Source organism: Flavobacterium sp. SM2513 (assembly GCF_050908145.1).
In the GTDB taxonomy this organism is placed as follows: domain Bacteria; phylum Bacteroidota; class Bacteroidia; order Flavobacteriales; family Flavobacteriaceae; genus Flavobacterium.
Genome location: NZ_CP194228.1, coordinates 178,233 through 190,499, shown reverse-complemented (window position 1 = coordinate 190,499; position 12,267 = coordinate 178,233). Strand labels below are relative to the sequence as shown.

Annotated in this window: 15 protein-coding genes and 4 tRNA genes; all 19 read left to right on the top strand. The window is 34.5% G+C overall.

What is annotated here, in order from left to right; all coding sequences use genetic code 11:
• The first annotated feature begins 176 nt into the window (after window positions 1-176).
• On the top strand, window positions 177-1,538 hold the full coding sequence (locus ACQ5J2_RS00645) for a pyridoxal-phosphate dependent enzyme (protein ID WP_432671764.1): 1,362 nt from the start codon (window positions 177-179) through the stop codon (window positions 1,536-1,538).
• Window positions 1,539-1,843: 305 nt separating this feature from the next.
• Window positions 1,844-3,133 (top strand): DUF2851 family protein, encoded by a 1,290-nt coding sequence (locus ACQ5J2_RS00640; protein WP_432671763.1) that lies wholly within the window; start codon window positions 1,844-1,846, stop codon window positions 3,131-3,133.
• Between the two features lie 21 nt (window positions 3,134-3,154).
• Window positions 3,155-3,382, top strand: coding sequence for a PspC domain-containing protein (locus ACQ5J2_RS00635; RefSeq protein WP_432671762.1), 228 nt, complete (start codon window positions 3,155-3,157; stop codon window positions 3,380-3,382).
• Between the two features lie 2 nt (window positions 3,383-3,384).
• Entirely contained in the window at window positions 3,385-4,263 is an 879-nt protein-coding gene (locus ACQ5J2_RS00630; protein ID WP_432671761.1) for a ComEA family DNA-binding protein, read from the top strand.
• Window positions 4,264-4,288: 25 nt separating this feature from the next.
• The gene (locus ACQ5J2_RS00625; RefSeq protein WP_432671760.1) at window positions 4,289-5,458 is read left to right on the top strand and encodes an acyl-CoA dehydrogenase family protein; all 1,170 of its coding nucleotides are present in this window, start codon (window positions 4,289-4,291) and stop codon (window positions 5,456-5,458) included.
• Window positions 5,459-5,837: 379 nt separating this feature from the next.
• Window positions 5,838-6,032 (top strand): 30S ribosomal protein S21, encoded by a 195-nt coding sequence (rpsU, locus tag ACQ5J2_RS00620; protein WP_022826857.1) that lies wholly within the window; start codon window positions 5,838-5,840, stop codon window positions 6,030-6,032.
• Window positions 6,033-6,103: 71 nt separating this feature from the next.
• Complete coding sequence (locus ACQ5J2_RS00615) at window positions 6,104-7,000, top strand: tyrosine-type recombinase/integrase (RefSeq protein WP_432671759.1); 897 nt, start codon at window positions 6,104-6,106, stop codon at window positions 6,998-7,000.
• 26 nt (window positions 7,001-7,026) lie between these two features.
• Window positions 7,027-7,329 carry a ribosome hibernation-promoting factor, HPF/YfiA family gene (gene hpf / locus ACQ5J2_RS00610; protein ID WP_432671758.1) on the top strand — a complete coding sequence of 101 codons (303 nt, stop codon included), beginning with the start codon at window positions 7,027-7,029 and terminating at the stop codon, window positions 7,327-7,329.
• A gap of 86 nt (window positions 7,330-7,415) precedes the next feature.
• A tRNA-Thr gene (locus tag ACQ5J2_RS00605) sits at window positions 7,416-7,489 on the top strand.
• Between the two features lie 33 nt (window positions 7,490-7,522).
• Window positions 7,523-7,603, top strand: a tRNA-Tyr gene (locus ACQ5J2_RS00600).
• 53 nt (window positions 7,604-7,656) lie between these two features.
• Window positions 7,657-7,731 (top strand) — tRNA-Thr (locus tag ACQ5J2_RS00595).
• Between the two features lie 52 nt (window positions 7,732-7,783).
• On the top strand, window positions 7,784-8,977 hold the full coding sequence (tuf, locus tag ACQ5J2_RS00590; protein WP_432671757.1) for an elongation factor Tu: 1,194 nt from the start codon (window positions 7,784-7,786) through the stop codon (window positions 8,975-8,977).
• A gap of 61 nt (window positions 8,978-9,038) precedes the next feature.
• Window positions 9,039-9,109: transfer RNA gene (locus ACQ5J2_RS00585), tRNA-Trp, on the top strand.
• Between the two features lie 19 nt (window positions 9,110-9,128).
• The gene (gene secE, locus ACQ5J2_RS00580) at window positions 9,129-9,326 is read left to right on the top strand and encodes a preprotein translocase subunit SecE (protein ID WP_432671756.1); all 198 of its coding nucleotides are present in this window, start codon (window positions 9,129-9,131) and stop codon (window positions 9,324-9,326) included.
• 2 nt (window positions 9,327-9,328) lie between these two features.
• Window positions 9,329-9,880 (top strand): transcription termination/antitermination protein NusG, encoded by a 552-nt coding sequence (nusG, locus tag ACQ5J2_RS00575; RefSeq protein WP_432671755.1) that lies wholly within the window; start codon window positions 9,329-9,331, stop codon window positions 9,878-9,880.
• Window positions 9,881-9,947: 67 nt separating this feature from the next.
• Window positions 9,948-10,388, top strand: coding sequence for a 50S ribosomal protein L11 (rplK, locus tag ACQ5J2_RS00570; protein ID WP_432671754.1), 441 nt, complete (start codon window positions 9,948-9,950; stop codon window positions 10,386-10,388).
• 9 nt (window positions 10,389-10,397) lie between these two features.
• The gene (gene rplA / locus ACQ5J2_RS00565) at window positions 10,398-11,087 is read left to right on the top strand and encodes a 50S ribosomal protein L1 (RefSeq protein ID WP_432671753.1); all 690 of its coding nucleotides are present in this window, start codon (window positions 10,398-10,400) and stop codon (window positions 11,085-11,087) included.
• A 22-nt stretch (window positions 11,088-11,109) separates the two neighbouring features.
• Window positions 11,110-11,607 carry a 50S ribosomal protein L10 gene (rplJ, locus tag ACQ5J2_RS00560; protein WP_432671752.1) on the top strand — a complete coding sequence of 166 codons (498 nt, stop codon included), beginning with the start codon at window positions 11,110-11,112 and terminating at the stop codon, window positions 11,605-11,607.
• 52 nt (window positions 11,608-11,659) lie between these two features.
• Complete coding sequence (rplL, locus tag ACQ5J2_RS00555) at window positions 11,660-12,028, top strand: 50S ribosomal protein L7/L12 (protein WP_432671751.1); 369 nt, start codon at window positions 11,660-11,662, stop codon at window positions 12,026-12,028.
• Window positions 12,029-12,267 lie beyond the last annotated feature (239 nt).

The following is a 12,267-nucleotide window of genomic DNA, read 5'->3' as shown; positions in this document are numbered from 1 at the left end:
ATCAGGATTTCTTGTTCCCGCTTTCCGCTACAATACATGTCAAAAAAAGACATGTATTTCCACTATAATCGGGGTTAATCGGGTTTCCATAGCATTTTTGAAATCTCTTTTTTTATCAATACCTTTGTACCCGTTTTAATTTCGTGCAACAAAAGTTTGCAATTCAAAAAAAATCCATGAAATACGCAAAAAATATTTTAGAAACTATTGGAAATACGCCATTAGTAAAACTCAATAAAGTAGTAGAAGGAATTGACGCATTGGTTTTGGCCAAGGTAGAAACCTTTAATCCAGGAAACTCTGTTAAAGATAGAATGGCTGTAAAAATGGTCGAAGACGCAGAAGCGGATGGTCGCTTAAAACCAGGAGGAACCATTATTGAAGGAACTTCAGGAAACACAGGAATGGGATTAGCATTAGTGGCGATTGTAAAAGGTTACAAATGCATTTTTGTAATTTCGGATAAACAATCAAAGGAAAAAATGGACATTCTTCGTGCCGTTGGTGCCGAAGTAATTGTTTGTCCAACAGATGTTGAACCAACTGACCCACGTTCATATTACTCCGTTTCCAAACGTTTAGCTACTGAAATTCCAAATTCCTGGTACGTAAATCAATACGACAATCCATCAAATGCATTGGCTCACTACGAACAAACAGGTCCAGAAATTTGGGAACAAACCGAAGGAAAAATCACTCATTTTGTGGTTGGAGTAGGAACTGGAGGAACAATTTCGGGAGTAGGTAGATATTTAAAAGAAAAAAATCCAAATATCAAAATCTGGGGAATTGACACTTACGGTTCGGTTTTCAAAAAGTATCATGAAACTGGTATTTTTGATGAAAACGAAATTTATTCCTACATCACTGAAGGAATTGGAGAAGATATTCTTCCTGAAAATGTAAACTTCTCGCTTATCGATGGATTTACAAAAGTAACGGATAAAGATGCTGCCGTTTATACGCGTAAAATTGCTTTGGAAGAAGGGATTTTCGTAGGTAATTCAGCCGGTTCGTGCATCAAAGGATTGCATCAGCTAAAAGAGCATTTCAAACCGGAAGATGTTGTGGTAGTTTTATTTCACGACAGTGGAAGCCGTTATGTTGGTAAAATGTTCAACGACGATTGGATGCGTCAACAAGGTTTTTTAGAGGATAAAATCACGAACGCTCACGATTTAATTAAAAATAAAATCGACCAGCCTTTAATCATCGCTCGAACAGAAGAGTTGGTTTCTCATGCTATTGCACGTTTCAATAAACACAATATTGCTCAACTTCCAGTGATTGATATTAACGGATTTGTGGGAAGTATCGATGAAGCCGATTTATTAAAAAGTTATGCGTCAGATAAGAATACTGCCGATAAAACGATTAAAGAATTGATGGGAAAACCCTTTCCAATCGTAAATGCTAATACGACTGTTGCCGAGATTTCAAAATTAATTACCAAAGACAATCAAGCAGTTTTAGTGGCATTGGAAAATGGAAAGCACCAAATTGTAACAAAACATGATATAATAAGTACTATAAAATAGTAAATTTATCTAAGTCATTTTTTAATAGGTGGAGAATTTTGTTCTCCACCTTTTTTATTTCTAAATCAAACAACAATTACTGGATAGAAATTCTTGAAACGTTTTCATATCTGAAAATACTAACGTAGTTTTTGCATTTATTTTTTGAGTGAAAATACTTGATAATGTTGCTAAGAAAATTGAAACACGAAAATTTTTAATAATTGTGTTGATTAATAGATAAATATAAGTTTTGTGTATTAAAAAATTTACTACTTTTATTAAATGATTTAAATAAACTATAAGCCATAATTAAATTAATTTCGATGAAAGAAGATTTTTTACATTATATATGGAGGTTTAAAAAATTCGATTTTAATTCGTTGCAAACTTCACGCGGCGAAAATCTCACAATTGAAAATGTGGGAAGCTATTTAGAAAATGCAGGTCCTGATTTCTTTAATGGACAAATTACGATTGGCGGTCAAAAATGGGCGGGAAATATTGAATTACATCTCAAGTCTTCTGATTGGTATTTGCACCACCACGAACAAGATGTAGCTTATGAAAATGTTATTTTACACGTAGTTTGGGAACACGATGTGGATGTTTTTAGAAAAAACAACGTCGAAATTCCCGTGTTAGTTCTGAAACAATATGTATCACAAGGTTTTATTGATAATTTTCAAAAATTAACTGCGCCAAAATCTTGGATTTACTGTGAAAACCAAATTCAAAAGATTGATGAATTTACGTATTCAAATTGGCTTGAACGTCTTTTTATTGAACGCCTGGAACGAAAACAAAAACCAATAGATGAATTGTTTTTAAAATTAAATAAAGATTGGGAAGCTGTTTTGTTTTGTCTACTTGCGAAGAATTTTGGATTAAATACTAATGGAATGGCTTTTTTAGATATGGCAGAAAACATTCCTTTTTCAATTGTTCGTAAAGAAGCTGCCGATGTTTTAAATTTGGAAGCCTTGTTTTTTGGATTCTGCGGTTTGCTCGATATTGAAAAAGAAGATTTGTATTATAAGGAGTTGCAAAATCGCTTTGGGTATCTTGTTTTAAAACACCAACTAGATTTCAAGCGAACGGTTCCATTGCAATTTTTTAAATTACGTCCTGATAATTTTCCGAATATCCGTTTGTCACAATTCGCTCAAGTTTTTTCTAAAAACCACCACCTTTTTTCCAATTGTATTGCGGTTAAATCGATGCAAGAAGTAGTTAAAATTTTCGACGTAGCGGTTTCAGAGTATTGGAAAACACATTATACTTTTGATAAAGAAAGTCCGAGACAAATGAAGAAGCTTTCAGTGAAATTTATCGAACTGGTGATGATTAATACTATTATTCCAATGCAATTTGCCTACTTCAAAAGTAGAGATGAGGAAGTTCAGGAACGATTGATGGCAATGATGCATGAAATTAAGCCAGAATCTAATGCGATTATTGATAAGTTTAAACACCTTGGGCTTTCTGTTACGAATGCTTTTGAAACGCAATCCTTGCTGCAATTGAAGAATGAATATTGCAACATGAAAAAATGTTTGTCGTGTAGTATTGGAATCCATTTACTGAATTCAACAAAAGAAATTAAAAATGATTAAATTTGTTTAAAATTAAATGTTATGTCAATTGTCCTGCAACTAAAATATTTTTTTGAAAAACACGGTTTTAATGCGTCGTCCCGTTTGGCAGATAAGTTAGGAATGAGAGCTAGTAGCGTTCGGTTATTTTTCATCTATATTTCATTCGTGACGGCTGGACTTTGGTTTGGGGTGTATCTAACCTTGGCATTTTGGATTAAGTTGAAAGATTTGATTCGAGCAAAACGAACTTCAGTTTTTGATTTATAAAAATGAAAAAAGAGTCTAAATATTTCTTTCAGAAATTTTCTCCATCCCAACGTATTGGGTTGTTGACTTTATTTGTTTTAATTATAGGTTTTCAATTATTCTATCATTTTAGTCCTTCAAGTGTTCAAGATGAGCCTCTGAAAGAAAAAGAAGAATGGTTGGCGTTTCAAACCAAAATGGACTCCCTAAAAGAATTCAAAACTGAATATAAATATAAAGTTTATCCGTACAATCCCAATTTCATTACAGACTACAAAGGAAGTAAATTAGGAATGTCCGTTGCAGAGCTTGATAGATTGTTTGCTTTTCGAAAAGAGAATAAATACGTCAATTCTGCAAAGGAATTTCAGCAAGTCACAAAAGTATCTGATTCTTTGTTGAAAGAAATGGCAGTTTATTTCAAATTTCCTGATTGGGTCAATCAAAAAAGGGAGTATTCCTCAAAGTACACGCCTTTCGCAAAAAAAGAGAAGGAAGTAATTGTAGTCAAGGATATTAATCACGCTACCGCTGAAGATTTAATCAAGATTCGCGGTATTGGAGAAGCAATTTCGGCAAGAATACTTAAAGAACGAGATAAATTTGGTGCTTTTGCCTCGATGGAACAAATGCAATTTATCTGGGGATTGTCGCCTGAAGTGATTGATTATTTGAATCAGTATTTTAAAGTGGTTGATGTTTCTCAAATGAAGAAGATTAACATCAACGATGCGACTTTAAAACAGTTGTCGGCGTTTCCATTTTTTAATTATACACTTTCAAGAGAAATTTTAATTTACCGTTCGATGAATACTAAAATAAAGGATGCTGAGGATTTAACAAAAATTAAGGGCTTTCCTGTTGAAAAGGTTAGCGTAATTGCCTTATATTTGGAATTCTAAAAAAAGAATATAAACTGTTACATATATGAATTCTATCTACTTTACAGAAGAGCATGAATCCTTTAGGAAAAGCTTGCAAGATTTTTTGCAAAAAGAAGTTGTACCACACATTGAAAAATGGGAGAAAACAGGTACAATTGAACGATTTATCTGGAAAAAATTCGGCGAAATGGGCTTTTTTGGAATAAATTATCCTGAGGCTTACGGCGGAATGAATCTTGATTTGTTTTACACGGTAGTGTTTCTGGAAGAGTTGCAAAAGATAAATTCGTCAGGTTTTGCCGCTGCCATGTGGGCACATTCTTATTTGGCCATGACGCATTTGAATGCAGAAGGTGACGAGCGAATTAAACAAGATTATTTAGCGCCAAGTATTTTGGGTGATAAAATTGGTGGCTTGTGTATCTCTGAACCTTTTGGTGGAAGTGATGTGGCAGGAATGCGAACGACTGCTGTAAAACAAGGTGATAAGTACATTATCAACGGATCCAAGACTTTTATAACAAACGGAATTTATGCTGATTATTATATAGTTGCTGCAAAAACAAGCCCTGAACTTGGAAACAAAGGAATTAGTATTTTCTTAATGGATACTGGTTTAAAAGGAATTACAGCTACTAAATTAGATAAATTAGGCTGGAGAGCTTCAGACACGGCAGAAATTGCTTTTGATAATGTAGAGATTCCTGCAGAAAATTTGATGGGTGAAGAAGGAAAAGGATTTCCTTATATCATGCAGCATTTTGCTTTAGAGCGATTAATTATGGCTATCAATGCACATGCAAGAGCAGAATATGCAATTGAATATGCAATTGACTACATGTCGAAACGGGAAGCATTCGGAACTACGATTGATAAGTTTCAAGCCTTACGCCATACGATTGTAGAACACGCTACTGATGTGGAGCACTGTAAAATATTCAATTATGCTGCTGTTGCACGATTAGATAAGAAAGAATATGTGGTTAAGGAAGCTACGATGGCGAAATTGAAATCTACAAAAGTGGCGGATGAAACTATTTATAGTTGTTTGCAAATGCTAGGAGGATATGGTTATATGGAAGAATATCCAATGGCTCGCTTGTTTAGAGATAGTCGTTTAGGGCCAATTGGTGGCGGAACTTCTGAAATTTTGAAAGAGATTTTGTCAAAAATGATAATTGATAATCAAAATTATAAGCCAGCGGTTAAGTAATTTTTTATCGAATATTGGGAATAGAAAGAGTCAAGAAGCAAGAAATTGTTTCTTGGCTTTTTTATTATATTTATTCGTTATATTATAAATTCATGATTTATTAGAGTTCAATTTTCTTTTTCAATAGGAGTCACTTGGTAAGTGCTGTACTTTTTTAGAGCTGTTGTAAAGTTTTACTTGTTGAAAAATAAGTCACAGTGCAAATAAGAGTTAATAGGCTATTTCGTGTGGTAAAGAAGTTTTAATTCAAAAGTTTATATTCTCTGAATAGGTCATTTTAGTTGTACTAAAATTCTTTTCAAATTAAGTCGTATTTCATAGCTTGTAAGTCATATTTTTGTTTACTTTTGCACACTTAAAGAAAGGGGGTGTCTATATTATGTTAATTATACCAATTAAAGACGGAGAAAATATCGATAGAGCATTAAAGCGCTATAAGAGAAAATTTGATAAAACAGGAACTGTTCGTCAGTTACGTTCACGTCAAGCTTTTCACAAACCTTCTGTTGTAAACAGAATCAAAATCCAAAAAGCGGCCTACATTCAAAATATGAAGGACAATTTAGAAAACTAAATTCTAAGCTTTTTTAAAATAAGTACCGTTAGTGGTCAAAGTTTAATATCTTTGATACTAACGGTTTTTTTATGGGAAAAAGTCAAATGGCCTTTATGCATTATTTACGACAAGAAAAGCATTATTCAGTTCACACGCTAATTGCGTATGAAAAGGATTTGAGTGATTTTGCTGAATTTGTTTTGGGTAATTTTGATCAAGAAGATGTGACGGAAGTAAATTACAGTCAAATTCGAAATTGGATTGTGTTTTTGATAGATGGTGGCTTGAGTCCGATATCTATTAATAGAAAGATAGCTTCTCTGAAAGCGTTTTATAAATTCCTTTTAAAGTCGAAGCAAATAGTTAGTTCGCCATTTATAAAGCACAAAAGTTTAAAAATGGGGAAGAAGTTGCAAATTCCATTTTCGGAGAAGGAAGTTAATTTAGTGCTCAATGAAAGTATTTTTGAGGATGATTTTGAAGGGAAGCGAAACAAACTAATAGTAGATTTGCTTTATACCACCGGAATGCGAAGGATGGAATTGATTGAATTAAAAATGGAGGGCATTGATTTATATTCAAAAACCTTGAAGGTTTTGGGAAAAAGGAATAAGGAGCGAATTATTCCAATTTTGCCAAAAGTTTGTGATCAGATTAAAATGTATCTAGACGAACGATCTGGTTTAGAAGTCATTCAACATCCTGAGTTGTTTTTTGTCACAAAAACAGGAAAAAAATTAAATATTTCACTTGTGTATCGGTTAATAAATGGCTACTTTAGTGGTGTTACTGAGAAAGTCAAAAAGAGTCCACACATTATGAGGCATTCGTTTGCAACGCATCTTTTGAACAACGGTGCAGATATTAATTCAGTAAAAGAGTTGTTGGGGCATGCTACTTTAGCATCTACGCAAGTTTATACACATAACAGTCTGGCTGAATTGAAAAAAGTGCATGGAGCTTCTCATCCAAGGCGAAAAAAATAAATGTTTAATCAAAAAACGGAATAATTATGAAGGTAAATGTTCACGCAGTAAATTTTACAGTTGACGGTAAATTAGTAGATTTCATTCAAGAGCGAATGAATAAATTAGAAAAGTATTATGACAAGGTCGTCGATTCGGATGTTTACTTAAAGGTAGAGAAGACGAGTGACAAAGAAAATAAAATTGTCGAGATGAAAGTAAATGTTCCTGGCGATGATTTTATGGTAAAGAAGCAGTGCAAAACTTTTGAAGAGGCTGTAGAAAATGCATCGGAATCGTTGGAAAGATTATTGGTAAAACGCAAGGAAAAGTTGAGAGCGTATATTTAATAAAAAAAAAGTTATAAAAGTTTTGTTTAAAAAACAAAAAGATATACATTTGCAGTCCGTTAGAAATAGCGGACTTTTTTATTATTGCCAGCGTAGCTCAGTTGGCTAGAGCAGCTGATTTGTAATCAGCAGGTCGTGGGTTCGAGTCCCTCCGCCGGCTCTGTTCTTTAAGAGATTGGAAATAAAATGGTTAGGGGAGATACTCAAGCGGCCAACGAGGGCAGACTGTAAATCTGCTGTGTAAACTTCGCAGGTTCGAATCCTGCTCTCCCCACGAAAAAAGTTTTAAGATTTTTTAAATTAAAAATCATGAGCGAAAACTTTACCGCCGGTGTAGCTCAGGGGTAGAGTGCTTCCTTGGTAAGGAAGAGGTCACGGGTTCAATTCCCGTCATTGGCTCCACTAAATAAGAATTTGAACACTAATATATAACTAAGATTAAAAATTAAGTAACATGGCAAAGGAGAATTTTGACCGTTCCAAACCGCACTTAAATATAGGTACAATTGGACACGTAGATCACGGAAAAACAACTTTAACTGCAGCAATCTCTAAAGTATTAACTGAGGCAGGTTTCTCTAAAAATGCAGCAAAATCTTTCGACCAGATTGATAATGCTCCAGAGGAGAAAGAAAGAGGTATTACTATTAATACATCACACGTAGAGTATGAAACGGCTAACCGTCATTATGCTCACGTAGACTGTCCAGGTCACGCGGATTATGTAAAAAACATGGTTACGGGTGCTGCTCAAATGGACGGTGCTATCTTGGTAGTTGCTGCTACAGATGGTCCAATGCCACAAACTCGTGAACACATCCTTTTAGGTCGCCAAGTAGGTATTCCTAGAATTGTTGTATTCATGAATAAAGTGGATATGGTTGATGATGAGGAGTTACTTGAATTAGTTGAAATGGAAATTAGAGACTTATTGTCTTTCTACGACTATGATGGTGATAATGGTCCTGTTATTCAAGGTTCTGCTTTAGGTGGATTGAATGCAGATCCAAAATGGGTTCCAAAAATTCTTGAATTGATGGAAGCTGTTGATATGTGGATTGAAGAGCCAGAAAGAGATACTGCAAAACCTTTCTTGATGCCAATTGAGGATGTATTTACAATTACAGGTCGTGGAACTGTTGCTACAGGTCGTATCGAAACGGGAATTTGTAATACAGGAGATCCAGTTGAAATCATCGGTATGGGTGCTGAAAAATTAACTTCTACTATTACTGGTATTGAAATGTTCCGTCAAATCCTTGATAGAGGTGAGGCTGGAGATAATGCAGGTATCTTGTTAAGAGGTGTTGCTAAAGAAGATATCAAAAGAGGAATGGTAATTGTTAAGCCAGGATCTGTGAAACCACACGCTAATTTTAAAGCTGAAGTTTATATCTTGAAAAAAGAAGAAGGTGGTCGTCATACACCATTTCATAATAACTACCGTCCACAGTTTTACGCACGTACTACTGATGTAACAGGTGTTATTACTCTTCCAGAAGGAGTAGAGATGGTAATGCCAGGAGATAATTTAACTATTAATGTAGCTTTGTTGAGCCCAATCGCAATGAGCGTTGGTTTACGTTTCGCTATCCGTGAGGGTGGTAGAACTGTAGGTGCAGGTCAGGTTACTGAAATTCTAGCATAATTATTTTATAAATTATATAAAAGCCAGTGTCTTTTCTTAAATGAAATCACTGGCTTTAATTACGGGCGTAGTTCAAGGGTAGAATAGCGGTCTCCAAAACCGTTGATGGGGGTTCGAATCCCTCCGCCCGTGCAATAAAAAATAAATTACAATGTCAAAAGTTGGTACTTATATATCTGAAGCATTCGAGGAATTAAGATTGAATGTGACTTGGCCGGAATGGGCTGAGGTGCAACGTCTAACGATTGTAGTAGCTGTTTTTTCAATCTTATTTTCATTAGCAACTTGGGGTGTAGATGAGTTTTTCGCAGAAGCATTAACTATGTTTTTTAATTGGATAAAAGCATAATTATGACTGATAGTAATGTGAAGAAATGGTATGTTGTTAGAGCGGTAAGCGGACAGGAAAACAAAGTAAAAGCATATATCGAGACTGAAATTAGCCGTTTAGGAATGGGTGATTATATCTCTCAAGTATTAGTTCCTACTGAAAAAGTAGTTCAAATGCGTGAAGGAAAAAAAATCATCAAAGACCGTGTATATTTTCCAGGCTATGTTATGGTGGAAGCTAATCTTACAGGCGAAATACCCCACATTATTAAGTCAATTACAGGCGTAATTGGGTTTTTGGGTGAAGTCAAAAATGGTGACCCGGTTCCATTAAGAACGTCAGAAGTTAATCGTATGTTAGGTAAAGTAGATGAGTTAGCAGTTAAAACTGATACGCATACTATTCCTTTCAATATCGGGGAAACGATAAAAGTTGTTGATGGACCTTTCAACGGGTTTAATGGCGTTGTTGAAAAAATCAATGAAGAAAAGCGTAAACTTGAAGTAATGGTGAAAATTTTCGGAAGAAAAACACCACTAGAACTGAGTTTTATGCAAGTTGAAAAAGTATAATTTTTTGTTACAAATATAATAAACCGTTTCTATCGCTTCCAATGATAGAGATGTTAAATTCAAAACAATGGCTAAAGAGATTAGTAAAGTAGTTAAACTACAAGTTAAGGGAGGTGCAGCGAATCCATCGCCACCGGTTGGACCTGCTTTAGGTGCTGCTGGTGTTAATATCATGGAGTTCTGTAAGCAATTTAATGCGAGAACACAAGATAAAGCCGGCAAAATTTGCCCTGTGCAAATTACAGTGTATAAAGACAAATCATTTGATTTTGTTGTAAAAACACCACCTGCTGCTATTCAACTGTTAGAAGCTGCAAAATTGAAATCAGGATCTGGAGAGCCTAATCGTAAAAAAGTAGCGAAAGTTACTATGGAGCAGATTAAAGCAATCGCTGAGGACAAAATGGCAGATTTAAATGCATTCACAATTGAGTCTGCAATGAGTATGATTGCTGGAACAGCTAGATCTATGGGTATAACTGTAACGGGAGACGCTCCTTCTAATTAAGAAAAGACAATGGCAAAATTGACAAAAAAACAAAAAGAAGCTGCTTCAAAAATTGAAAAAAACAAGCTTTATTCTTTAAAAGATGCTGCGGCGTTAATTAAAGATGTTGCAAGTGCAAAATTTGATGAATCAGTAGATATTGCTGTAAAATTGGGTGTAGATCCAAGAAAAGCAAATCAAATGGTTAGAGGAGTTGTAACGTTACCTCATGGTACTGGTAAGGATGTAAGAGTTCTTGCTTTAGTTACTCCAGACAAAGAAGAAGAAGCTAAAGCTGCTGGTGCAGACTACGTAGGTTTAGATGATTATTTACAAAAAATTAAAGACGGTTGGACAGATGTTGATGTAATTATCACTATGCCTGCTGTTATGGGTAAGTTAGGTCCATTGGGTCGTATTTTAGGACCACGTGGATTAATGCCAAACCCTAAAACAGGTACTGTTACTATGGACGTTGCGAAAGCAGTTGCTGAAGTAAAAGCAGGTAAAATCGACTTTAAAGTAGATAAAACAGGTATTGTTCATGCTGGAATTGGAAGAGTTTCTTTCAGTGCAGAGCAGATTGTAGACAATGCTCACGAAATTATTCAAACATTAATCAAAATGAAACCAACTGCAGCGAAAGGTACTTATGTAAAAAGTGTCTATATCTCATCAACAATGAGTCCTGCTATAGCTTTAGATATTAAAGCTGTATAATTGGTAGTTAAAAATTTTTAGGATGACTAGAGAAGAAAAATCAATCGCGATTAAAGATTTAACTGCACAGTTAGCTGATTCAAACATTTTATATGTTGCAGATATTTCGGGATTAAATGCAGATGCTACTTCAAATTTAAGAAGAGCTTGTTACAAAGCAGACATTAAATTAGCAGTGGTAAAAAATACGTTGCTTGTAAAAGCAATGGAAGCTTCTGAAAATAATTATGGTGAATTACCAGAAACATTAAAAGGAAATAGTGCTATTTTCTTTTCTGAAACTGCAAATGCTCCAGCTAAAATTATGAAGGAGTTTCGTAAAAAATCAGCTAAGCCTGTTCTTAAAGGAGCATACATTAATGCTGAGATTTACATTGGAGACGAACTTTTAGATTCATTAGCTTCGCTAAAATCGAAAGAGGAAGTTATTGGAGAAATCATTGGTTTACTTCAATCTCCAGCACAGAGAGTTATTTCAGCTCTTTTAAACCAATTCAAAGACGAAGAGGTTTCAGAATAACGCGCACAATAAATAAATTATATTTTACAAATCATTTTAAACGATAGAAAAAATGGCAGATTTGAAACAATTCGCAGAACAATTAGTTAACTTAACAGTTAAAGAAGTTAACGATTTAGCAACAATATTAAAAGACGAGTACGGTATCGAACCTGCTGCTGCAGCTGTTATGGTTTCAGGTGGTGGAGAAGCTGCTGCTGAAGAAGCTCAAACTGAATTTACAGTTGTTCTTAAAGAAGCTGGTGCTTCTAAATTAGCAGTAGTTAAAGCGGTTAAAGAATTAACTGGTTTAGGTCTTAAAGAAGCTAAAGATTTAGTTGATAGTGCGCCATCTAACATTAAAGAGGGAGTTACTAAAGATGAGGCTGAAGGTCTTAAAAAATCATTAGAAGAAGCTGGAGCTGTAGTTGAACTTAAATAGTTTTACTAAGTTTTAAGAATTAGGTTTAGGTCTTGGAGTCACTTCCAATGGCCTAAACCATTTTTCGTATAATAAAATTATATCCAGTTTTATTAGTCATTGAGTTGAATACGAAAAGCTTTTAATTGCTACGAAGAAAAAAAAGAGCTTCAACTTGGTTCTTTTTATAGATGTACCGATTTAAAAAAGAAAGTATGGATTTACATAGTGTTTAAACACAAAAAATCACTTTTTTTTAA